The sequence below is a fragment of the Vineibacter terrae genome (genome assembly GCF_008039615.1).
Taxonomy (GTDB): domain Bacteria; phylum Pseudomonadota; class Alphaproteobacteria; order Reyranellales; family Reyranellaceae; genus Vineibacter; species Vineibacter terrae.
The window spans coordinates 65,081-86,748 of the sequence record NZ_VDUZ01000005.1; the positions used below are offsets into that span (position 1 = coordinate 65,081).

20 protein-coding genes and 1 pseudogene are annotated in these 21,668 nt (G+C 67.4%); 12 read left to right on the forward strand and 9 right to left on the reverse strand.

Features of this window, described 5'->3' with window-relative positions:
• Window positions 1–65 precede the first annotated feature (65 nt).
• Entirely contained in the window at window positions 66–1,790 is a 1,725-nt protein-coding gene (locus FHP25_RS05925) for a hypothetical protein (protein WP_147845988.1), read from the forward strand.
• A 50-nt stretch (window positions 1,791–1,840) separates the two neighbouring features.
• Here the strand turns inward: FHP25_RS05925 and FHP25_RS05930 are convergent.
• From FHP25_RS05930 to FHP25_RS05960, 7 genes and pseudogenes are all read right to left on the reverse strand, one after another.
• Window positions 1,841–2,011: pseudogene (locus FHP25_RS05930) on the reverse strand (Rdx family protein); the annotation flags it as partial.
• Window positions 2,012–2,127: 116 nt separating this feature from the next.
• Window positions 2,128–3,651, reverse strand: coding sequence for a tripartite tricarboxylate transporter permease (locus FHP25_RS05935; RefSeq protein WP_147845990.1), 1,524 nt, complete (start codon window positions 3,649–3,651; stop codon window positions 2,128–2,130).
• Window positions 3,652–3,662: 11 nt separating this feature from the next.
• Window positions 3,663–4,205 (reverse strand): tripartite tricarboxylate transporter TctB family protein, encoded by a 543-nt coding sequence (locus tag FHP25_RS05940; RefSeq protein ID WP_147845991.1) that lies wholly within the window; start codon window positions 4,203–4,205, stop codon window positions 3,663–3,665.
• 179 nt (window positions 4,206–4,384) lie between these two features.
• Entirely contained in the window at window positions 4,385–5,398 is a 1,014-nt protein-coding gene (locus FHP25_RS05945) for a Bug family tripartite tricarboxylate transporter substrate binding protein (protein ID WP_147845992.1), read from the reverse strand.
• A 97-nt stretch (window positions 5,399–5,495) separates the two neighbouring features.
• Complete coding sequence (locus FHP25_RS05950; protein ID WP_331461668.1) at window positions 5,496–6,269, reverse strand: ABC transporter ATP-binding protein; 774 nt, start codon at window positions 6,267–6,269, stop codon at window positions 5,496–5,498.
• A gap of 37 nt (window positions 6,270–6,306) precedes the next feature.
• Window positions 6,307–7,311 (reverse strand): ABC transporter substrate-binding protein, encoded by a 1,005-nt coding sequence (locus FHP25_RS05955; RefSeq protein WP_147845993.1) that lies wholly within the window; start codon window positions 7,309–7,311, stop codon window positions 6,307–6,309.
• Between the two features lie 25 nt (window positions 7,312–7,336).
• Window positions 7,337–8,107: an ABC transporter permease gene (locus FHP25_RS05960; protein ID WP_218578215.1), complete on the reverse strand. Its 771-nt coding sequence runs from the start codon at window positions 8,105–8,107 to the stop codon at window positions 7,337–7,339.
• A 130-nt stretch (window positions 8,108–8,237) separates the two neighbouring features.
• Here FHP25_RS05960 and FHP25_RS05965 point away from each other — a divergent pair, with 130 nt between their 5' ends.
• The 11 genes from FHP25_RS05965 to FHP25_RS06015 all read left to right on the forward strand — a co-directional run bounded on the left by FHP25_RS05965 (window position 8,238) and on the right by FHP25_RS06015 (window position 19,529).
• A complete protein-coding gene (locus FHP25_RS05965; protein WP_147845994.1) occupies window positions 8,238–9,284 on the forward strand; it encodes a Gfo/Idh/MocA family protein in 1,047 nt (348 codons plus the stop codon).
• The gene (locus tag FHP25_RS05970) at window positions 9,281–10,141 is read left to right on the forward strand and encodes a sugar phosphate isomerase/epimerase family protein (protein WP_231712217.1); all 861 of its coding nucleotides are present in this window, start codon (window positions 9,281–9,283) and stop codon (window positions 10,139–10,141) included. The genes FHP25_RS05965 and FHP25_RS05970 overlap by 4 nt, the downstream gene beginning before the upstream one ends.
• Entirely contained in the window at window positions 10,138–11,601 is a 1,464-nt protein-coding gene (locus FHP25_RS05975; protein WP_218578216.1) for an enolase-like domain-containing protein, read from the forward strand. The genes FHP25_RS05970 and FHP25_RS05975 overlap by 4 nt, the downstream gene beginning before the upstream one ends.
• 137 nt (window positions 11,602–11,738) lie before the next feature.
• Entirely contained in the window at window positions 11,739–12,776 is a 1,038-nt protein-coding gene (locus FHP25_RS05980) for an NAD-dependent epimerase/dehydratase family protein (RefSeq protein WP_147845995.1), read from the forward strand.
• 138 nt (window positions 12,777–12,914) lie between these two features.
• Window positions 12,915–13,769: a GNAT family N-acetyltransferase gene (locus tag FHP25_RS05985; RefSeq protein WP_147845996.1), complete on the forward strand. Its 855-nt coding sequence runs from the start codon at window positions 12,915–12,917 to the stop codon at window positions 13,767–13,769.
• Entirely contained in the window at window positions 13,766–14,452 is a 687-nt protein-coding gene (locus FHP25_RS05990) for a TetR/AcrR family transcriptional regulator (protein WP_147845997.1), read from the forward strand. Before FHP25_RS05985 ends, FHP25_RS05990 begins: the two co-directional genes overlap by 4 nt.
• A gap of 145 nt (window positions 14,453–14,597) precedes the next feature.
• The gene (locus FHP25_RS05995) at window positions 14,598–14,897 is read left to right on the forward strand and encodes a hypothetical protein (protein WP_147845998.1); all 300 of its coding nucleotides are present in this window, start codon (window positions 14,598–14,600) and stop codon (window positions 14,895–14,897) included.
• 87 nt (window positions 14,898–14,984) lie between these two features.
• The gene (locus tag FHP25_RS06000; protein ID WP_147845999.1) at window positions 14,985–15,803 is read left to right on the forward strand and encodes an N-acyl homoserine lactonase family protein; all 819 of its coding nucleotides are present in this window, start codon (window positions 14,985–14,987) and stop codon (window positions 15,801–15,803) included.
• A 379-nt stretch (window positions 15,804–16,182) separates the two neighbouring features.
• On the forward strand, window positions 16,183–16,620 hold the full coding sequence (locus FHP25_RS06005) for a hypothetical protein (RefSeq protein WP_147846000.1): 438 nt from the start codon (window positions 16,183–16,185) through the stop codon (window positions 16,618–16,620).
• A gap of 37 nt (window positions 16,621–16,657) precedes the next feature.
• Window positions 16,658–18,355 carry a GMC family oxidoreductase gene (locus FHP25_RS06010; RefSeq protein ID WP_147846001.1) on the forward strand — a complete coding sequence of 566 codons (1,698 nt, stop codon included), beginning with the start codon at window positions 16,658–16,660 and terminating at the stop codon, window positions 18,353–18,355.
• 67 nt (window positions 18,356–18,422) lie between these two features.
• Window positions 18,423–19,529 (forward strand): thermonuclease family protein, encoded by a 1,107-nt coding sequence (locus FHP25_RS06015; protein WP_147846002.1) that lies wholly within the window; start codon window positions 18,423–18,425, stop codon window positions 19,527–19,529.
• Between the two features lie 60 nt (window positions 19,530–19,589).
• Here FHP25_RS06015 and FHP25_RS06020 read toward each other — a convergent pair whose 3' ends face one another.
• Together FHP25_RS06020 and FHP25_RS06025 are read right to left on the reverse strand one after the other, a co-directional pair.
• On the reverse strand, window positions 19,590–20,813 hold the full coding sequence (locus tag FHP25_RS06020; RefSeq protein ID WP_147846003.1) for an MFS transporter: 1,224 nt from the start codon (window positions 20,811–20,813) through the stop codon (window positions 19,590–19,592).
• A 389-nt stretch (window positions 20,814–21,202) separates the two neighbouring features.
• Window positions 21,203–21,628, reverse strand: a complete 426-nt coding sequence (locus tag FHP25_RS06025; protein WP_147846004.1) for a cupin domain-containing protein — start codon at window positions 21,626–21,628, stop codon at window positions 21,203–21,205.
• Window positions 21,629–21,668: the final 40 nt, after the last annotated feature.

Genomic DNA, 21,668 nt, shown 5'->3' on the forward strand with positions numbered 1-21,668 from the left:
ACCCGTTCGAGACGGGGCAAAGGACGCCGACGTGGCGACCGATGCAGGCGGGGAAGCGTGCGGCCATGGTCGTGCTCAAGGACGGCGGGAGTATCCGGGGAGCTGAAGACACGCCGCCGCGGCCGCTGATCGCCAACGTCAGCCGCAGCCTGCTGCAGGGCGACACGTCGGCGCCGCACCTGGCATGGCTCCTGGGATTGCCGCTGCTGGGCGGGATCTGGCTTCTGTTGTCACCGCCGCGGCTGCTGTCGCGGGAAATGACGGTCGACCTGCTGTTCAACCTCACCGGCGCCTGGCGGCTGGTGCAGGGGCATGTGCCGCATGTCGACTACCATGACCCGGTGGGCGTGCTGAGCTTCCTGCTGACGCGCCTGGGCTTCGACATCGTCGGCCCGCATCCGCAGGCCTTCCTGGTCGGCGAGACGATCTTTCTGGCGTTCATCTTCGCTGCTGCCGTCATGGCGGCGGCGCGTCGCCTGCCGCCGCTCCCGGCCGGCATCTTCGTGCTCTACGTTGCGCTGCTGGTGCTGCTGCCGGCGAATATCGGCGATCAGCCCAACGCCTACACATTCGCGATGTCCTACAATCGCTGGTGCTGGAGCGCGATCACCGTGCTGTGCCTGATCGTGTTCCTGCCGCCGCGGCCAAGCCGGCGGGCGGCATGGCTGGATGCGGTGGTCGCCGGCCTGCTGCTGCTCGCGATGTTCTACTTGAAGATCACCTTTGCGGCGGCGGGGCTGGGGGCGCTGGCGTTGGCGCTGCTGGCATCGGATCACGTGCGTGCCCGGCCGCTCCTGTGGGGCGGTGTGCTGGTCCTGGTGCTCGCCAACGCCGCGGCGCCCTACAACCACGCCTATCTTGCCGACATCTGGGAAGCGGCCCACGCCGGCTATGTTCGCGGCTCCCTGCCCGACCATATCCGCATCTTCCTCGCCAGCAAGGCGGAGTACGCTCTCTACGGCGGCGGTGTGCTGCTGCTGCTCTGGCTGTGGCAGCGGGGCCGGGCGCCGTTCCAGCGCGTCATCGCCGCTGCCTTCATCCTCGGCATGGGCATGCTGGTGCTGACGCAGAATGCCCAGGGCGCCGGTGTTCCGGTCGCGATGGTCATCGCCTTCCTGGTCTACGAAGTGCTCGCGGCCGACCGGCCGGCGATGATGCCGGCGGCGGTGGCGACCCCGCTGCTGGCGGTCCTGGTATTCCCGCTGCTGTCGATCGTCAGCGCGGCGACCACGCTTGTCGGCTACAACCTCGTCGCGCGCCATGATGCTGCGTTGCTTACGGTCGAAAGCACCAATCTGCGCGGGCTGGCGGTGCCCGCCGATGTCGACCTGACGACGATGGTCCTCAATGGCGGTGCCGTTCCCTACCATGTCCGCGATCGGGTGGGCGAGAGCCGGGCCAGCGGGGACGTGTCCCAGTCCGAATACGTGCAAGGGCTGGTCGACGCTGCGGCCCTGTTCGCAGACCGCCAGCGCGGCGCCGCCAGGATCCTGGTGATGGATCAGGTCAATGCCCTGCCATTCATGCTGGGCTATCCGCCGCCGCGCGGCGGCAACCTGTGGCTCTGGCCCGGCGCGCCGGCGCGCTCGGCCGAGAACGTCTTCGACGACGTCGATGTCGTGCTGATCCCCAAGCGTCCCAGCTTCGCCGCCGCCACCCTGAAGGCCGTGACGCAATACGCGCCATACCTGGCCGACAACTTTCCGGTGCGCGAGGAGACGCCGCGCTGGACCATCCTCAGCCGCCACGTCGGCACCGCGGCAGTGCTGCCAGGGCGCCGTCCCGAGTGATCGACCTTCGCAGGGACCAGCCCCAAAGGGGGCTGGGCCCGTGCCTGCCGTCACGCTTCCACGAGCGCGTCGACCTCATCGTCGGTCGGGAAGCGGCCGGTCTGGTAGCGGGAATAAGCCAGCTTGCCGTCGACCGTGACGTCGAACTGCCCGGACTTTCCGGGCGCGATGTCGATGTCGCCGATGCCAAGCTGCTCGAGCTTCGCCTTCACACGGAGGGCCTGGGGCTTGTAGCCTCAACCACTGCAGTAGTCGATGCGCACTTTCATGGTCGTCTCCTGCGCTGTCGCACGCTGCCGCTATATAGGAAGCGGCGGCGACGCGGGCAACCGGGCCGTCAGCCGGCCGTGGCGCGGCGCCGGAGCAGGCCCCGCATCCCGCCCCGGATCGCGTTCTGCGCCGCCGGGATCGACCATACGACCGAGAAGATCGTGATCGCGGCCAGCACGCCGCTGATCGGCCGCGTGAAGAACGGCGCGATGCTGCCGTCCGACAGCACCAGGGCGCGGGTAAGGTTGCTCTCCAGCAGCTCGCCCAGCACCAGGCCCAGGATCATCGGCGCCATTGGGAACTTCAGCTCACGCAGCACGAAGCCGATCAGGCCGAAGAACAGCATCACATAGATGTCGAAGACGCGCGACGTGATGGCGAATGCGCCTACGGTGCACAGCACGAACACGATCGGCATCAGGCGCTCGCGCGGCACCAGCAGGATCCACAGCAGCGGCCGCACCAGGGTCAGGCCGAACAGCAGCTTGCTCATGTCGGCGATCACCAGCATGGCCACGATCTGGTAGAAGAACTCCGGCGTCTGGATCATCAGCATCGGGCCGGGGTTGATGTCGTGGATCAGCATCGCCGCCATCAGGGCGGCGGCCGGCGCCGAGCCGGGCACGGCGAGCGTCAGCACCGGGATGATGGCGCCGGGCACGCAGGCGCTCTCGCCGGTTTCCGCCGACATCAGGCCCTCGATCGAGCCCTTGCCGTACTTCTCCTTCTCCTTGCTGGCGCGTCGCGCCGCCGCATAGGACGACCACGCCGCGGTGTCCTCGCCCAGGCCGGGCAGGATGCCGATGAAGGTGCCGATCGCGCCGGAGCGCAGGATCGTCCTCCAGTACTGCAGGACGTCGCCGATGCGCGGGATCACCGAGTCGACGGTGTTGGCCACAGCCTTGGCGGCCGGCGCGCGCATCGCCTGCAGCACCTCGGCCACACCGAAGGCGCCGACCAGCGCCGGCAGCAGGCCGATGCCGCCAGCCAGGTCGGGATAGCCGAAGGCGAAGCGCTGGAAGTTGTAGTGCGGCTCCTGGCCGATGGTGGCGATCCACAGGCCCAGGAAGCCGGCGAGATAGCCCTTCAGCGCATCACCGCCCGACAGCGTGCCGGCGATCACGATGCCGAACACCGCGATCCAGAAGAACTCGAAGCTCTGGAATGTCAGCGCCAGCTCGGCCAGCACCGGCGTCAGGGTCGCCACGCACAGGGTGCCGAACAAGGTGCCCAGCCATGAGCCGCTGGTCGAGATGCCCATGGCCCGGCCGGCCAGCCCCTGGCGCGCCAGCGGGAAGCCGTCCAGGGTCGAGCAGGCCGAGGCCGGCGTGCCCGGGATGTTGAGCAGGATGGCGCTGCGGCTGCCGCCATAGATGGCGCCGACATAGATGCACACCAGCACCAGGATGGCCTCGGTGTGCGGCATGGTGAAGGTGAGCGTCGTCATCAGCGCCACGCCCATGGTGGCGGTGAGCCCGGGCAGGGCGCCGATCACGATTCCCAGGAAGGTGGCCCACAGGACGGTGACGATCGCACCCGGCGACATGAACGTGCCGAAGGCGGCGCCGAACTGGCTGAGGCTGTCGAGCATGGTGTCGGTCCTCAGGGCAGGCGCACGAGGAAGACGCGCTCGAACACCAGCACGACGATGCCGCCGGTCGCGAGGCCCGTCACCGCGGCGATGGCCATCCGCCGCGCACGCTCACGCGGCGCTAGCCCGGGCTGCCACTCGAACAGGGTGGCGAAGGCGAAGACGAAGATCGCCGCCGCCAGCCAGAACGGCAGCCGGCCGACCAGGCCGACCGCGAAGGCCAGGCACAGGGTGGCGGCCAGGAACAGGCGGGTGTTGCTGTAGCCCTCGCGTGGCGCGGCCGCTTCGCGCGGCGCGTGCAGGGCGCCGCGGCCGATGGCGCGAAAGCCCAGCCACAGGCTGAGCACGATGATGATGACGCCATGCAGCGCCGGCACCAGCCCGGGCGCGGTGTAGATCTCGCCCTGCTCGCGGTAGGTCGGCATCTGCCAGCACAGCCAGAGGATGGCGGTCCCGACGCAGAAGAACACCGCCGCCGTCCACAGGTCGTAGCGGGGCGGCAGCGGCTCCTCATGTGGCATCAAGGACGGCGGCGGCGACGGCGTTTGCGGCATGCGGTGACCTCAATTCCTCCCCCACGCAGTGGGGGAGGTGGCCGAAGGCCGGAGGGGGAGCTGACGTGGTCCCCGCAACTGAGACCACGTCGGCTCTCCTCCGCCTCCGACGTTTCGACGCGACAGCGTCGAAACGTCGTTTCGGGGCACCTCCCCAGCAAAGCTGGGGAGGATTTCTGCTACTGCAGGCGCTGGATGCCCAGCGTGTCGGGCGACACCTTGGCCTTGCCGGCGTCGAAATAGAGCCAGGCCGTGTAGCGGATCATCTTGAACGCCTCGGTCTGGGCCTCATCGCCGAACAGCGGCGCGAAGATGGCGCTGCGGGCATTGGCGTATTTCTGCACCGCCTCCGACTTGGCGATCTTGTTCCTCCACACCGCTTCCATGGTCTGGATCACGGCTGGCGGCGCGTCCTTGTGCACCCAGATCCCGAAATAGTTCATCGGTGCCGGCATCTTGGGCAGCCATTTGACGGTCGGCGGGATCTCGCCGTAGCCCTCCAGCATCACCGGCTTCTCGGCCATCACGACCAGCGGCACCAGCCGCTTGCCCTTGATGTGCTCGCTCATCTCGACCAGCAGCTGCGACACCGCCTTGGTCTCGCCGGCCACGGCCGAGACCACGGCCGGCGCGCCGCCGTTGTAGGTCACGTGCTTGTATTTGATGGGCGTGGCGGCGCGGATCGATTCCATCATGTTGTGGCCGGCCGACGACAGGCCGGCGGTAGCGACGGGGATGTTGTCGCCGTCGCGCTTGAGCTTCTCCAGGAAGTCGCCGAAATCCTTGAAGCCGGCGGCCGGGTTGGCGGCGATGGCGCTGACGTTGGCGACCGCGAAGAACGCCCTCCAGTCCTTCAGGTCGGTGTCGAGCAGCCCCAGGACGCGGTATGTGCCGACATCGACCGCTGCGCCCGCGGCCCAGGTGTATCCGTCCTTGGCTGCCTCCAGCGCGTTCTTGGTGCCGATCGAGCCCGACGCGCCGGGCTGGTTGACGACCACGAATTTCTGCTTCAGCTCGGCTTCCAGCTCGGCGGCCACGATGCGCGTCATCTGGTCGGTCGAGCCGCCGGCTGCCCACGGCACGATGATCGTGACCGGACGGTCGGGCTTCCACGGATAGTCCTGCGCTGACGCGGCGCCGGCGATCAGGCCGAACGCCAGCCCGGCGATCGCCGCCAACACTGTGCGCTTCATCGCTCACCCCTCCCTGCTTCATGTCTCTGAAGTAACGAACTGGTTACTTATTGGCTTAGACTGAGCGAGCTTGCCGGTCACCGTCAAGGGCAGACCGTCAACTACCCGTCAGCGTCCGGAAGATCTCCAGCGACAGCTGCCCGAACGCGGCCGACGCCCTTACCTCGACCGTGCGCGGCCGCGGCAGGTCGACGGTGCGCACCGCGGCGATGCGGCCGGGGCGCGGCGTCATCACCACGATGCGGTCGGACAGGAACACGGCCTCCGAGATCGAATGGGTGACGAACAGCACGGTCTTGCGCGCCGCATTGCCGGTCTCGCCCCAGATACGCAGCAGCTCCAGGTTCATCTCGTCGCGCGTCATGGCGTCCAGCGCGCCGAACGGCTCGTCCATCAGCAGCAGGGGCGGGTCCAGCAGCAGGGCCCGGCACAGCGAGGCGCGCTGCTGCATGCCGCCCGACAGCTCGCGCGGCAGCTTGGCCGCGAACTCGCCCAGCCCCACCGTCTGCAGCAGGTGCTGTGCCCGGTCGCGGTAGCGGCCCGCGTCCTTGCCCGCCAGCTCGGCCGGCAGCAGGACATTGTCCAGGATCGAGCGCCATTTCAGCAGGATCGGCGCCTGGAACACCATGCCGACATCGGCGATGGGGCGGGTCACGGGCCGCCCCGCGACGCGCACGCTGCCCCGCGTGGCCGGGCGCAGGCCGGCGATGATGCGCAGCAGTGTCGACTTGCCGCAGCCGCTGGGCCCGACCAGCGACACGAACTCGCCGCGCCCCACCTTCAGGTCGATGCCCGACAGCGCCTCGACCGGGCCGCTGTCGGCGGCGTAGGTCATGCCCAGCCCGTCGAGGTCGATCAGCTCGTTGCTCACGGTGCGCAGTTCCTCGACGGGCGATGCGGATTTGCCGTCAGCGCGCGGCCGGCATGTCGACCTTGGTGAAGAACTCGGTGGTGAAGGTCGCCTTGCAGTCGACCTTCTTGGGCAGGCCCATATAGGTGTTCACCAGGTCCACCGAGTCGCACATCTTCTTCTCGTCGATCCAGCCGATGCCGTTCTTGGCATAGCGCTCGGTCTTCATCAGCGACAGGCCGATCATCATGTTGGGCTCGATCACCGACAGGTCGACCTCCGGCACGCGCTTCTTGAGGATGGCGAGCGCCGCCTTGGGATCGGCCATCACGTCGCGCCAGCCCATGTACGACGCCTCGAGAAAGGCCTTCAGCGCCTTGCCGCGCTCCTTCATGGTCTTGTCGCTGGCCATGATCGACATGCTGTACATGTCGAAGCCGAAATCGGCCCATGACAGCATCACGACATTGCCGGCGCCCATCGCCTTCTCGTACAGCGGCAGGCCGGTGTTGTAGTCGCCCACCGTGTCGACGCGCTTCTCGGCCAGGGCCGCGATCTTGGCCGCCGGCTCGACATTGACCCAGCTCACCTTGCTGGCATCGATGCCATGCAGCTTGGCGAAGGCCGGGAAGATCTGGCGCTGGCTGTCGCCCGGGGGCGCCGCCGCCGTCTTGCCTTCCAGGTCCTTGGGCTTGGTGATGGGCGCGCTCTTGGCGCTGAAGAAGTTCAGCGGCGTCTTGTCGAACACCATGCCGACGTCCTTGATCGTGGTGCCGCGCGCGATCGAGGCGATCACCACGGCGGCGTCGGCGAGGCCGGCGTCGGCGCGGCCCGAATCGACCTTGGCGATCGAGTCGCCGGAGCCCTTGGAGTTCTCCAGCACCACGTCCAGGCCCTTGGCCTTGTAGTAGCCCTTCTCCAGCGCCACCCAGTAGGCGGCATGGTCGCCGACCGCGAACCAGTTGAGCGCGAAGGTGAACTTCTCCAGCGGCTGCGCCGTTGCCGGCGCGACGACGGCCAGGCCTGCGGCCGCGGCGCTGAGAGCGCGGACCATCCATCTCATGGCAATCTCCTCATCCCCGATGACATCATTGAGTCGCCTCGGCCCAGGGCGCGGCCCAGCGCGCGATGGCGACGACGGCGCCGTACAGCGCCAGGCCGACGATCGACACCCAGACCAGCGCGCCGAACGCCAGCGGCGTGTTCATGCTGCTCTGCGTGGTGATGATGACGTAGCCCAGGCCCTTCTGCGAGGCCACGAACTCGCCCACGATGGCGCCGACCACGGCCGACGTGGCGGTGATCTTGAGCGCGCTCAGGATGTAGGGCAGCGCATTGGGCAGCCGGATCTTGGCGAAGATCTTCCATTTCGGCGCGGAGAAGACGCGGCCCAGGTCGAGCATCTCGGGGTCGACCTGCGACAGGCCCACGGCCGTGTTGATCACGACCGGGAAGAAGCCGATCAGCGCCCCGATCAGCATGTTGGGCACGATGCCGTAGCCCAGCCACAGCAGGAACAGCGGCGCCACCGCGACCTTGGGCAGCGTGTTGACGAGCACCAGGAACGGCACCAGGGCGCTGGCCAGCCGCGGCGACCAGGCGATGGCGACGCCCAGCGCCACGCCCACGCCGCCGGCCAGCACGAAGGCGCCGATGATCTCCAGGGTCGTCACCCATAGATGCGGCCACCACTGCGTCTCGGGCTCGATGAACGCGCGCAGCACCGCCATCGGGCTGGGCAGCAGGTATTCACGGATGTTCAGCAGGCTGACCGCGAGCTGCCAGACGACGATCAGCCCGACGAACAGCGCCATCGCCGGCCAATTGTCGCCAAACCATCGCAGGATCTTGCTACCCACCGCTGTCGCCCCGAGTGTGCGTGGATTCTAGGAGGACGGAAGTCGTGCCTGCGTCAGACCTTTCACCGCTTCCCCCTTTGACGTAGATTCGCTAAGTAACGGTTTGGTTACTTGTGACAGACTGGCGAGAATGGCGACCGGCGTCAAGAGAGACACGTTGCGGGTGCTGCTGGCGGGCCACGGCGCGTTCGGCGCCGTGCATGCGCAGGCCTGGGCAACGCTGGGCTTCGCCGAGCGCCTGGTGATCGCCGATCCCGATCCGCATGCCCGCGCCCAGGCGCAGGCGGCGCTGCCGCAGGCCCGTGTCGTGGCCGACTGGCGCATGGCGCTCCCCGATGTCGACGTGGTCGATCTCGTCACGCCCAGCAATACGCATGCCGCGGTGGCCCTGGCCGCACTCGATGCAGGCTGCGACCTGCTGATCGAGAAGCCGATGACGATGAACCGGGCCGAGGCCGCGGCGATGGCGGCGCGGGCGCGGCAGGCGGAGCGCATCGTGCAGGTGGGCTACGTGCTGCGCACCCATCCCGCGGCGCGCCGGCTGCGCGACATCGTGCGCGCCGGCGACGTCGGCGCGCCGGTCTGGATCGATGCTGCGTTCCTGTCCCTGAAACGGCCGCGGCGCGATGCCGGCGTCGTGCTCAACGACGCGGTGCACGTGATCGACCTCGTGCTGTGGACGGTCGGCCGGACGCCCGACGCGGTGTCGGCGGTGCTGGTCGAGCATCTGGGCCGCGGCGTCGAGGACATCGCTTCGATCACGCTGCATTGGCAGGACGGACCGACGGCGCGGGTCGATGCGTCGTGCATCGTGGCCGGCGAGCATCTCGACCCCTACGTGGCTGGCGGCATCTCGCGCAAGCACCTGTCGGTGACCGGCGACGCCGGCCAGGCCGTGGCCGACTTCATGACCGGCAGCGTGCGCTGGCGATCGTGCCGCCAGCAGCGCATCGCCGGCGGCGGCCATGAGCCGGTGTCAGGGCCCGAGCAGACCACGACGTTCGCGGCGCCGTCGCCGCGCGACGCCGTTGCTGCCGAGCTCGAAAGCTTCGTCGAGGCCGTGATCGCGCGCCGGTCGCCCGAAGCCGATGCCGGCAGCGGCCTCGCCATGGCGGCGGTCTGCGATGCCGTCTTCGCCGCCGCCCGCGAGCGTCGCACCGTCGAGGTCCGGGCATGAAGACACCAGAGCAAGTGGGATATCCGATGCGCCTGTCGTTGTGCAACGAAGTGATCCGCGACCTGCCGTTCGAGCGGCAATGTGCGCTGGCGGCGGCGCTGGGCTATGCCGGCCTCGAGGTCGCGCCCTTCACCCTGGGCGAGACGGCGTGGACGGCGCCGGCCGGCGAGCGTGCCGCCTGGCGTCGGGCGCTGGCCGATTCGGGCGTGGCGGTCAGCGGCCTGCACTGGCTGCTGGTGAGTCCGGCCGGCCTGTCGATCACGTCGGGCGACAAGGCGACCTGGGATCGCACCGTCGACATCCTGCGGCGGCTGATCGACCTGTGCGCCGAGCTGGGCGGCGACTATCTCGTGCACGGCTCGCCGGCGCAGCGCCGCATCGGCGACCAGGCCGACCCGGCCGCCGCCGCGGCGCGCGGCGAGGCGGCATGGGCCGCGATCGCCGACGATGCGCGCCGCGCCGGCGTGGTCTATTGCATCGAGCCGCTGTCGCGGCCGGAGGCGGATTTCGTGAACACCCTGGGCGAGGCGGCGGCGATCGTGCAGCGCATCGGCAGCCCGGCCCTGCGCACCATGATCGACACCCTGGCCGCCGGCAGCATGGAGCCGGAGCCGGTCGCCGATGCGCTGCGCCGCTGGCTGCCGACCGGCATGGTGGCGCATATCCAGCTCAACGACCGCAACCGCCGCGGCCCCGGCCAGGGCGACGACAGGTTCGCGCCCGTGCTGCGGGCGCTGAAGGATGGCGGCTACGGCGGCTGGGTGGCGATGGAGCCTTTCGACTATCACCCCGACGGCCCGACCTGCGCCGCCCGCGCGATCGGCTACGTCCAAGGCATCCTGGAGACGCTGGCATGACTGACGCCCCCAAGCTGAAGCTCGAGTCCGTCGAGCGCTACGAGCGCGACGTCACGCTGCGCCTGCCGTTCCGCTTCGGCGTGATCACGGTGACGCAATCCACGCAGGCGGTGGTCCGCGCCACTATCGCGCTGCCCGACGGGCGCACCGCCACCGGCATCGCGGCCGAGAGCCTGGGCGCCAAGTGGTTCGACAAGAACCTCGCCTACAGCGATGCGCAGAACCTGGACCAGCTGCGCCAGGCGCTGGACATCGCCATCGATCTCTACCGCGGCCGTGGCTGGAGCACCGCCTTCGGCCTCTACGCCGGCACCTATCGCGAGCAGCTGGCGCGCGGCGCGGCGCTCGACCTCGTGCCCCTGGTGGCGTCCTATGGGCCGGCCCTGCTCGACCGTGCCGTCCTCGACGCGCTGGGCCGCGCCAACGGCTGGTCCTTCGCCGACATGATCCGGCGCAACATCCCCGGCCTGGCGATCACCGATCTCACGCCCGACCTCGCCGGGCTAGATCTGCCCGCCTTCCTCGCCGGCCTTGCGCCCGGCAGCGGCATCGACGTGCGCCACACTGTCGGGCTGGTCGATCCCATCGTGGCTGCCGACCAGAAGCCGGGCGAGCGGGTGGACGACGGCCTGCCGGAGACCCTGGAGGAGGTGGTGCGCCACTATCGCGGCCGCTACTACAAGCTCAAGGTCGGCGGCGATGTGCGTGCCGATCTCGACCGCCTGTCGCGCATCGCCGCCGTGCTCGACCGCGATGCCGGCGACTACCGCGCCACGCTCGACGGCAACGAGCAGTACGACGATGTCGAGGGCATCGGCGAGCTGTGGCGGCACATGGAGGAGACGCCGGCGCTGCAGCGCCTGGTGTCCTCGATCATGTTCATCGAGCAGCCGATCAAGCGCGCCGTGGCGCTGGCCCGGCCGGTCGAGGCGCTGGCGCGTCGCAAGAAGCTCATCATCGACGAGTCGGACGGCGAGCTGGGCACGTTCCCGGCGGCGCTGGCGCTGGGCTATTCCGGCGTGTCGAGCAAGAACTGCAAGGGGTTCTACAAATCGATCCTCAATGCGGCGCGCGTGGCGCGGCTCAACGCCCGGGCCGGCACGGCGCAGTATTTCATGTCGGCCGAGGACCTGACGACCCTGGCTGGCGTCAGCGTGCAGCAGGACCTGGCGCTGGTATCGCTGCTGGGGCTCACCCATGTCGAGCGCAACGGCCATCACTTCATCGACGGCATGTCGTTCGCGCCCGCGGCCGAGCAGGCGTCGTTCGCGGCCGCGCATCCCGACCTCTATGACCGCGCCGGCGGCCCGGCCCGCCTGCGCATCGAGCAGGGCCGCCTGCGCCTGGGCTCGCTCGCCTGTCCCGGCTTCGCCGTCGCCGGTGAGACCGACATCGCGGCGCTGCGCCCCATGCCCGCCGCGCCCAAGGCCCGCATCGTGCCTGCGAATGCGGGAGGCTAGGCGATGGCCGATTCTGTTGAAAGGTCGGGCCGCGCCGCTCCAGCGGCGCTCATGATCCGGCGCTGCGCGTCGGTGCGTCGCTGGAGCGACGCGGCCCGACCTCTCGTTCCTTCATCCCAGGGCGACCGACCCACACCATGACAACAGATCCCACCCTGCCCACGCGCTTCGCCGATGTCGCGGCGCTGGAAGATTTCATGACCGAGCCGACGCCGGCGCTGGTGGCCGACCTGGCGCGGGCGCCGGGTGACATCCTGGTGCTGGGCGTGGGCGGCAAGATGGGCCCGACCCTGGCGCGGCTGGCCAGGCGCGCCGACCCGCGGCGGCGCGTCATCGGCGTGGCGCGCTTCAGCAAGCCCGGCCTGCGCGAGGCGCTGCAGGCGCACGGCATCGAGACCATCGCCTGCGACCTGCTCGACCGCAGCGCGATCGGGCGCCTGCCGCAGGCGCCCAACGTCGTGTTCATGGCCGGCCACAAGTTCGGCGCCACCGGCAACGAGCCGCTCACCTGGGCGATGAACGTGCTGGTGCCGGCCCATGTCGCCGAGACCTTCGCCGCGGCGCGTATCGTCGCGTTCTCGACCGGCTGCGTCTATCCCTTCGTCGATGTCGACGGTGGCGGCGCGACGGAGGATGTGCCGCCGGTGCCGCCCTCGGGCGACTATGCCTGGTCCTGCGTCGGGCGCGAGCGCATGTTCCAGCAGGCGTCGCGGGTCCACGGCACGGCCGGCCGACTGGTCCGGCTGAACTACGCCATCGACATGCGCTACGGCGTGCTGCACGACGTGGCGCGCAAGGTGCGCGATGGCGAGGTGATCGATCTCGCCATGGGCCATGTCAACGTGATCTGGCAAGGCGACGCCAACAGCATCGCGCTGCGCTGCCTGGCGCACGCCACGGCGCCGACCACGCCGATCAACGTCACCGGTCCGCAGACCGTCAGCGTGCGCTGGCTGGCCGGCGAGTTCGCGCGCCTGCTGGGCAGGAAGGCGCAATTTTCCGGCACCGAGGCACCCGCCGGCTGGATCAACAACGCCGCCGCCATGACGGCCGCGTTCGGCCCGCCGCGTGTGCCGCTGGCGGCCATGATCGACTGGACCGCCGACTGGTTGACACGCGCCATGCCTTCGCTCGACAAGCCCACCCACTATGAGGTGCGCGATGGGCGGTATTGAGCTTCCTCCCCAACGAAGTTGGGGAGGTGCCCCGAAGGGGCGGAGGGGAGCCAACGTGGTTTTCGTAATGACCACCACGTCGGTTCCCCATCCGGCCCTTCGGGCCACCTTCCCCGCAAGCGGGGAAGGGAGAGAAGGATGACTCCCCTCATCGAACGCGACCTGCGGCCACAGGACGCCGAGGCGGCATGGACGCTGTCGATCGAAGCCGGCTGGAACCAGAACGTCGCCGACTGGCGCTTCATGCTGACCCACGGCAAGGCATTGGGCGTCGTCGACGACACCGGGACCTGGGTCGCCAGCGCGCTGGCGCTGCCGCTGGGGGCCAGGCTGTCGTGGCTCAGCATGGTGCTGGTGACCCAGGCCCAGCGTCGCCGCGGCCTGGGCACGGCGCTGCTGAAGCGCTGCCTGGCGCATGTCGAGGCGCGGGGGGCGGCGGCCGGCCTGGATGCTACCGAGCTGGGCCGTCCCGTCTACCTGCCGCTGGGCTTCCGCGATCTGTACCGCATTCCGCGCTGGCACATCGACCGCGCCGGCGATCCGGTGCCGCCGCCGGCCGACGTGCTGCTGCGACCCATGCTCGAGGCCGACCTCGTGCGCGTCTCCACCTTCGACGTCGCGCGCAGCGCCATGGAGCGCGGCTACATCCTGGCCCATCTGCGGACGCGCCGCCCCGATCTGGCATGGATCGCCGAGCGCGATGGTCGCGTCGCGGGCTATGCCGTGGGCCGCGAAGGCCGGGCTGCGACCTCGATCGGCCCGATCGTGGCTGATGAGGAGGGTATCGGCCTGGCGCTCGCCAGCCGGGCGCTGGCGGCGGCGCCGGGGCCGTTCCTGATGGACGTGCCCGATACCCATGACGAGGTGGCGCGCTGGCTGCGCGCCGCCGGCGCCACGTCGCCCCGCGCCTTCGTGCGCATGCTGCGCGGCGCGCTGCCCGGGCTGGAGCGCGACCGTCATATCATCGCGCTGGCCGGGGCGGAGCTGGCATGACCGCCGTCAAGCGTGGCGAGCGCTCCAACCGCAAGCGAAAGGTCGCGGTCGATGACATCGGCGCCGCGCGCACGCGCGATCCCGAGCGCACGCGCGCGCGCATCCTGGAGGCGGCCACCGACGAGTTCTCGCAGCGCGGCCTGGGCGGCGCCCGCGTCGACGCCATCGCGCGCCGGGCCGGCGCCAACAAGCGCATGCTCTACCACTACTTCGGCAACAAGGAGGGCCTGTTCCTGGCGGTGATGGAGCACACCTATGCCCATATCCGCACCCAGGAGGAGGCGCTGCACCTGGACGACCTGGCGCCGGTGCAGGCGATGCGGCGCCTGATGCGCTTCACCTTCCGCTATTTCCTGGGCAATCCGCATTTCATCGTGCTGCTCAACAGCGAGAACCTGCACCGCGCCCGGCATATCCGCCGCTCGCCGCGCGTGAAGGCGATCAACAGCCCGCTGATCGAGGCCCTGGGCCGCGTGCTGCGCCGCGGCCGCGCCGCCGGCCTGTTCCGCAGCGGCGTCGATCCGCTGCAGCTCTACATGTCGATCGCCGGCGTCTGCTACTTCTACTTCTCCAACATCCATACGCTGTCGACCATCTTCGACCGCGACCTGATGTCGTCGTCGGCGCTGGCCGCGCGCGAGCGCCACGTCATCGACGTGATCATGGGCTACCTGCGGGCGTGAGCCGGCGCGTCCGGCACACGTGTAGCCCTCCTGTCATCCCGAGCGCAGCGAGGGATCTCCCGCGGCAAGGCGCACGGTGCGCCATTCGCGGGGGATCCCTCGCTGCGCTCGGGATGACGGCAGCGCCTACGGGATGGTCCATGTCGTGCGCGGCCATCCCCAGATGTTCAACAACCTGGTAAGCAATCCGCCGGTCGCGCCGGCCACGTTCGATCTGACGAACCTTCGAGACAATCTGCGCGCCGTCACGGCGCAGCCGGGCGTCGGCGTGCGGTGGGTGGCGAAGCAGATCAACAATGGCCGCTATGTCATCCACGGCGTCTCGGCCAGCACCCACCAGCACGCCATGCTGGTCGTGGACAACACCTACAAGCTGATCACCGGCTATCCGGGACAGAACATGGGCGGCCTGGGCCAGGCGCCGGTCAAGATCCGCGAGTGGTGATGGTCGCGATGCTGTGAACGCCGCGCCCTGGAATCGGGCCCGTGAACCTGGGAAGCTGTGCCGACGAAGCTTGATCGCGAGGTCGGCATGCGCGCGCATCGGTCGTCCATCGGTCTTGTGCTGGCGGCGCTGGCCGCCGCCGGCTTGGTTGCGTCAGGCGCGATGGCGCAGACTGTCGACCGGCTCTATGTCATGGATTGCGGCCACAACGCCGCCAGCGACCAGTCGCGCTGGTCGCCGGGCGTCAATGTCGGCAAGCCGATCGAGCTCTCGGACAATTGCTATCTGATCCGGCACGGCGTCGACTGGCTGTTGTGGGATACCGGCTATCCCGATGCCGTGGCCGAGAAGCCGCTGGTGACGCCCGTCGGCACGGCGACGCGCGCCAAGACCCTGGCGGCGCAGCTTGCCGAAGCAGGCGTCAAGCCGGCCGATATCCGCTTCGTGGCCGTCTCGCATACCCATGGCGATCATGTCGGCAATGTCGACATGTTCCCGCAATCGACAGTGCTGATCCAGAAGGCCGAAGTCGATTGGGCCTTCGCGCCCGACAAGAAGCCGCCTTTCATCATCGAGCGGCCGATTCGCAAGCTGGAAGGCGACCTCGACGTCTTCGGCGACGGCAGCGTCACCATCATCGCCACGCCGGGCCATACGCCCGGCCACCAGTCGCTGCTGGTGCACCTCGCGAAGACGGGCTGGCTGGTGCTCAGCGGCGATGCTGCCCATTTCAAGGACAACTGGGACAACCGCCGCGTGGCCTCGATGAACACCAGCGCCGAGCAGACCCAGGCATCGTTCAAGCGCATCGCCGACCTGCTGGCGGAGAAGAAGGCCCAGCTCTGGATCAACCACGACAAGCCGCAAAGCCTGAGCCAGAAGCACGCGCCTGCGTTCTACGATTGAGATTCTGATCCTGAGCACGGTGAAGGGCCAGTGACGGGTCCGCAACCGGACGCTGCTGCTTCCAGTGTTTCCTTCAGTCTGCTGCAACTTGAAGTAGGTGCCAGATCCCTGGCGCGGTTCCCGAAGGGTGTCCGTCGAGTTGGTAGCAGTACCCGCCAGGCATCTGCCGCCACTGGCACGTCTCGCGCGCCAGTCCAAACACCGATGTGACCGAGTCTTGGCATTCCAGGACGACGGAAATATCCATGGAACAATACTACTGCTGGTGCTATAATTGAATTCTTATCCGACTATGAATTTTAAAAGTAGTCGTTTCAATGGGTCAGTATACCGTGCCTTCTCGTGACCGCTGGAACTTCAGGCTCGGGAGGAACGACCAATGGATGACATCACGGCATTCATGGAGCTGTCTGCTCTACTGACAGGTCACGACAACATTGTGATCGACCCTGAAGACAAGGCTTTCAGCGAGCCCATTGCCAAGGAATATCAGCGCCGGCTTATGGCGGTCTTCTCGACACGGCTGCCGGCGCTCCAGGACGCATACAAGGCCATCGGATCCGCAACACCGAAGCCGCCAATCAACGATGCGCTGCTGGCCCAGTTGCGCGCAACGCCGGAGTTCGCCGCCCACGAGTTCGTGGCCAAGCAAATCGTGAACATTTGGTACTTCTCCCAGTTCAAGGCCGAGGACACACCGGCCGCGCCGTTCCTGGACGGCGGTTTCTACGAGGAGGGTTTGGTCTGGCCCTTGATCAAGGCGCATCCAATCGGCTTTTCGCACCAGCCGCACGGTTATTGGATGAGGCAACCGTGAGCGCGGATTAGCCCAACGCGTGTGACAGGGGGCGATCATGACAAACCAACACGATATCATCATTGTCGGGTCAGGAGTCGCGGGCGCCTTGTGCGCATGGAAGCTCAGTCAATATGGCCGCTACAGAATCTTGATCCTTGAGGCCGGCGATAACGGGGTCACCCATGGGCAGCGGATCGAATTCCATCACACGATGGATGTTCAGGGTAATCGGGGCGACATGTATGCTCCGTACATGGATCTCGAAAGCCGGATCTTCGCACCCGTAGCCGAGAAAGCCCAGCGGGAGCTCGTGGATCAGAGGAACGACCCGAAGAACTACTACGACTATACCAACGCGACCAAGGATCCGTTCAAGGCCGGGTACAATCGGATGGTCGGCGGAAGCACATGGTCGTGGCGAGGAAACACACCGCGGTTCATCCCGAGCGACTTCAAGCTGAAGAGCAATTTCGGGGTCGGCCGCGATTGGCCGATCGACTACCACGAACTCGAACCCTGGTATTGCCAGGCCGAAGACGAACTCGGGGTTTCCGGGAACCACGAAGAGTGGGATGGATTGCACGGCGGATATCGGAGCCGGCCGTTTCCGATGCGCGGGATTCCGCTGGGCTACGCCGATCAGCAGGTCAAGCAACGCATCGAGGGAAAGATAGCGCGGGGAATGAAGATCCGCGTCGTGACCACGCCGCAGGCTCGAAATTCCATCGACTACGATGGCCGACCGGCCTGCGAGGGTCATTCGAATTGCATCCCCCTGTGTCCGATCCAGGCCAAGTATGACGCCACGGTGCACCTGCGACGGGTGCTCAAGGATCCGCGCGTGGAACTCAGGAAGGCGGCCGTCGTGACCCGTCTCGAGACGGGTGGGGACGGGCGAGTATCCGAGGTGTACTACAAGAACTGGCGCTCTGACGATCCACAGAAGGAACATTCCGTTAGCGCCGACATGGTCGTGCTGGCTGCGCACGCGATCGAGACCCCGAAAATCCTGCTCATGTCCAACGATCTCGCCAACAAGAGCGGACAGGTTGGACGGAACCTGATGGATCACGTCCAGTTCGAGGTAATCGCGTCGTTTCCGGTGCCTCTCTATCCCTTCCGCGGGCCGCAAAGCATCGCCAGCATCGAGGAATTCCGCGATGGCGCCTTCCGCGACACGCGCAGTGCCTTTCGCATGACCATCGGCAATGACGGCTGGGGGCGTACCGGCTCTCCGGCAACCGTCATCGACAAATTGTTGAGGAGCGGGAACTACGGGTCAGCACTGCCGCCGGCGATCGGCGATCAGATTCCGAAAATGCTGCGCCTGAGCTTCTCCACGGAGATGCTCGCCGAGCGGGGCAATCGCGTTGAGCTGTCGACGAACAAGGACGTTCTGGGGATTCCGCGGCCGCTCTTCACGTTCGACGTCGGCGACTACACGCGGTTGGCGTTACGAGAGGGCTTCGAAACCGCGAAAGAGTTGTTCGGTATGATGGGGGCGACGGTTGTCGGTGAGCAAACGATGCCGGAAGGAAAATGGAACACCGCGGCGCATATCATGGGAACGTGCATCATGGGAGACGACCCGACGAACTCGGTCGTTGACCGGTGGGGTCGGGCCCACGACGTGCCGAATCTCTGGGTCGTCGGCTCGAGCGTGTTTCCGACCAGCGCGACGGCGAACCCGACTCTGACGCTCGCGGCGCTGTCCTTGCGCACGGCGGCGGCGATCAGTCGGCAGATGCCGTAGCGCGCCAGAACAATCGGTGGCGCGCGCGAGAACACGTTGTCAGACAACTGGGCTTGGGGGATTGACCATGGCCAAACCGGGTTTGCTGACCATCGATGGTGTCATTCGACTCGATCAATTCTGGCCGAAGGGGAAGTCGGATGGAGACACGGTCAAGATAACAATTGCCAAGGGCGTCACCGACGCGTTCAAGTTCGCCCGTAGTCCGACCGCCAAGCCCAAGGTCACTCATAAGTTCGACGACGCCCTGAGCTACGACAAGGAGACCTTACCGCCGGCATCCATAAAATACGCCAACAAGGTTGTCACCCAGCCGCGCGGCAAAACGAATGCCGGTGTGCGCCAGGTCACGATCCGGATGCAGGGCATCGACACGCCGGAGCTCCACTACAAGATCTACGATGGCCGTACGGTCGTCCTGATCCCGAAAGCGAACCGCAAGGTCAATGTTGAATACTACCAGCCGCTCAGTGGGTCTGCCGCACTGGTTCTGCATCGTCTAGTCCAGGCCGTTGGCACGGGCGCTGAGGTTCCCTGCCAGTTCCGCACGCGCGTGAATACCCCCAGCGAAGCCATCGACAAATACGGACGCTTCGTAGGAGACATCTTCGTGACGGTCGGTGGCACCGATGTAAACTTGAACAACGCAATGCTCGAACAGGGGCTGGCGGTGCCCGCATTCTATGAGAGCATGTTGAGTCCCGAGATCATCGAGAAGATTTCGGCCGCCAGGACCGGTGCCCAGGTGCCGGATCGACTGGTAACGCATTATCATGCCAAGGTCGGGAAACTGAACAAGGGTCTGAAATATGACCTGTTCACAGCGCGCGCCAAGGCAAACCTGCCGCCGATCGGCAGCGACCGTGGCCTCATCGTCCACCCGAAGCTCTATCGGCGGCTGTGCACGTGGACGATTCTCCGGGACGGCAAGGCCCAGCGACCCAGCAAACCGATACCGTCCACCTATGAGGGCTATTTGCGCGAGGATGAGAGCCTCAAGGTCATCTTTCTCACACGTGATTTCCTGAAGCACGCCAGGGCAGCGCCCAAGATCAACTTCTTTCAGTTCTTCAAGGGCAATACTCTGAAGCTCAGGCCCGAGGACATCGTGTTCCAGGAAGCTCGGTCGAATCTGTTCACCAGCAACGGCACTCCCATCAAAGGGGGCTGGTGACATCCGGCCGGCAAACGATCCTGGCAGCCTTCGGCTCGTTGCGGAGGCACCTTATGATGCCTACGACGCCTGCGGCACCGCCCTGCGCAGCCCGGCACCGCCGGCGGCCGGCGGGCGGAAGGTGAGCGCGATGCCGACGGCGGCGACGCCGAAGATCAGCGAGCCGATATAGAGCCAGCGATAGGCGCCGAAGGTGTCGAACACCCAGCCGCCCATCCATGGACCCAGCGCCATGCCCAGGCTCGACACCATGGACACGGCGCCGAACGTCGTGCCCATGATGCGGGCGCCGAAATAGGTGCGCACCAGGATGGCGTAGAGCGGCATGACGCTGCCATAGGCCGTGCCGAACAGGATCGAGAGCGCGTAGAAGCTCGCCAGGTTGTCGACGACGAGGTAGAGCGACACCGCCACCGCCTGCAGCGCCAGCCCGAACACGATCGTGGGCTTGGTGCCGATGCGGTCGGCGATCAGCCCGCCGCCGATACGCCCGCCCAGCCCGGCAAGCCCGGCCGCGCTCAGCACCGTCGTGGCCGCCATCGCCGCGATGCCGCAGCCCATGGCATAGCTCACCATATGGAAGATCGGGCCCGAATGCGTGGCGCAGCAGGCGAAGAACGTGAGCGCGATGATGGCGAACTGCGGTGTGCGCAGCGCCTGGCCCACGGTCAGGCCTGGATCGTCGGGATCAGCGGCGATGCTGCCTCCGGCATGCACGGTGCCAGGCGCCGGACGCAGCAGCAGCGCCGTTGGCAGGATCACGCACCAGACCAGGCCGCCCAGGACCAGCATGGCGATGCGCCAGTCATAGTCGGTGATCAGCCAGCGCGTGAGTGGCGCCACGGTCATCGACCCCATGCCCATGCCGGCCGATACCAGCGCCGCCGCGAGGTTGCGGTTCCGCACGATCCAGGCCATCGCCAGGGCGGTCAGCGGCGCGAAGAAGGCGCCGTTGGCCGCGCCGACGATCATGCCGAACAGGATCTGGAACGCCGGCAGCGATGTCGTCTGGCTGGCCAGCACCAGGCCGATGCCCAGCAGCGTGGCACCCGCCAGCACCACGATGCGCGTGCCGTAGCGGTCCGACAGCGCGCCCCAGCCGAGCGATGCCACGCCCATGCACAGGAAGTTGAGCGTGGCGGCCGCCGAGACGCCGCTGCGCGACCAGCCCGTCGCGGTCGAGATCGGCTCCAGGAAGACTGCGAGCGAGAACATCGCGCCAAAGCCGATGCAGCTCACCACCATGCCGACGGCGACGACGATCCAGCCGTACGAGACCTTCATGTTTCCTCCCGCGCCCCGTATCCCGGCTGTCGTGTTCCGACATGCCGGCCCGGCGGCGTCGAAAGGATTGAACCAGCTTTCCCTCGCGTTGTCGCCCATGCCGCAAGCAGGGCTGGCTTCCGACAAAGCCGCGGTCGGGGAGGTGCGATTAAGAGTCAAGGGTATCGCATGTGGCCGCAGCCCGACGCTGCTGTCATCCCTCTGTACTGCTGACCTCAAGCATCTTCGCAAGCCGCAGTGATTTTTGTAGCCTTCATGGTGAGCACAGGTGAATGCGAAGCATTCACCTGCTCACCATGAAGCACTCCTCCGCCATTTGGTTGCGGCCAACGGCTGCGCTGTGCTCAGGGTGCGAGCCGGCTATGCGACCCCAACGGCCGTGGTGAGCACTATTTTTCAAACGTCGTGAGGTTGGCGCCGTCGCTGGCGACGATCACCGCCAGGATGCGGGCCGGCTCCGTGGTGCTGGCATTGGCGCTGACGCTGTGGCGCGCGCCGGGCGGCTCGTACCAGAACTGGCCGGCCTTGTAGACCGTCTCCGGCCCGTCATTCACCTTCGAGCGCACCGCGCCTTGCACGACATAGGCGAAGATCTCCGCCGAATCGGCATGTCGGTGGGCGGCGGAACTGCCGCCGGGGGCGTAGTCGACCGTGATGGCGGTCATGGTCTTGCCCGGCATCGTCGCCAGCTTCTGGGCGAAGATCGGCTTGACGGTGTCGCCGCCGGCCTTGGCTTGGCCCAGGGCATAGCCGCCGGCCAGCAGCAGGCCGGCGCAGGCCGCCGCCGCGAAACTACGTCCGATCGGGAAGCGCATGAGGTTCCTCCTGTGGCCACGGTTGGGACGACAACAGCCG

What these genes read in the sequence shown, in the direction of transcription:
- FHP25_RS05925 (WP_147845988.1), top strand. Translation starts at nt 66, where the DNA reads ATGGTCGTGCTCAAGGACGGCGGGAGTATCCGGGGAGCTGAAGACACG.
- FHP25_RS05935 (WP_147845990.1), bottom strand. Translation starts at nt 3,651, where the DNA reads ATGCTCGACAGCCTCAGCCAGTTCGGCGCCGCCTTCGGCACGTTCATG.
- FHP25_RS05940 (WP_147845991.1), bottom strand. Translation starts at nt 4,205, where the DNA reads ATGCCGCAAACGCCGTCGCCGCCGCCGTCCTTGATGCCACATGAGGAG.
- FHP25_RS05945 (WP_147845992.1), bottom strand. Translation starts at nt 5,398, where the DNA reads ATGAAGCGCACAGTGTTGGCGGCGATCGCCGGGCTGGCGTTCGGCCTG.
- FHP25_RS05955 (WP_147845993.1), bottom strand. Translation starts at nt 7,311, where the DNA reads ATGAGATGGATGGTCCGCGCTCTCAGCGCCGCGGCCGCAGGCCTGGCC.
- FHP25_RS05965 (WP_147845994.1), top strand. Translation starts at nt 8,238, where the DNA reads ATGGCGACCGGCGTCAAGAGAGACACGTTGCGGGTGCTGCTGGCGGGC.
- FHP25_RS05970 (WP_231712217.1), top strand. Translation starts at nt 9,281, where the DNA reads ATGAAGACACCAGAGCAAGTGGGATATCCGATGCGCCTGTCGTTGTGC.
- FHP25_RS05975 (WP_218578216.1), top strand. Translation starts at nt 10,138, where the DNA reads ATGACTGACGCCCCCAAGCTGAAGCTCGAGTCCGTCGAGCGCTACGAG.
- FHP25_RS05980 (WP_147845995.1), top strand. Translation starts at nt 11,739, where the DNA reads ATGACAACAGATCCCACCCTGCCCACGCGCTTCGCCGATGTCGCGGCG.
- FHP25_RS05985 (WP_147845996.1), top strand. Translation starts at nt 12,915, where the DNA reads ATGACTCCCCTCATCGAACGCGACCTGCGGCCACAGGACGCCGAGGCG.
- FHP25_RS05990 (WP_147845997.1), top strand. Translation starts at nt 13,766, where the DNA reads ATGACCGCCGTCAAGCGTGGCGAGCGCTCCAACCGCAAGCGAAAGGTC.
- FHP25_RS06000 (WP_147845999.1), top strand. Translation starts at nt 14,985, where the DNA reads ATGCGCGCGCATCGGTCGTCCATCGGTCTTGTGCTGGCGGCGCTGGCC.
- FHP25_RS06005 (WP_147846000.1), top strand. Translation starts at nt 16,183, where the DNA reads ATGGATGACATCACGGCATTCATGGAGCTGTCTGCTCTACTGACAGGT.
- FHP25_RS06010 (WP_147846001.1), top strand. Translation starts at nt 16,658, where the DNA reads ATGACAAACCAACACGATATCATCATTGTCGGGTCAGGAGTCGCGGGC.
- FHP25_RS06015 (WP_147846002.1), top strand. Translation starts at nt 18,423, where the DNA reads ATGGCCAAACCGGGTTTGCTGACCATCGATGGTGTCATTCGACTCGAT.
- FHP25_RS06020 (WP_147846003.1), bottom strand. Translation starts at nt 20,813, where the DNA reads ATGAAGGTCTCGTACGGCTGGATCGTCGTCGCCGTCGGCATGGTGGTG.
- FHP25_RS06025 (WP_147846004.1), bottom strand. Translation starts at nt 21,628, where the DNA reads ATGCGCTTCCCGATCGGACGTAGTTTCGCGGCGGCGGCCTGCGCCGGC.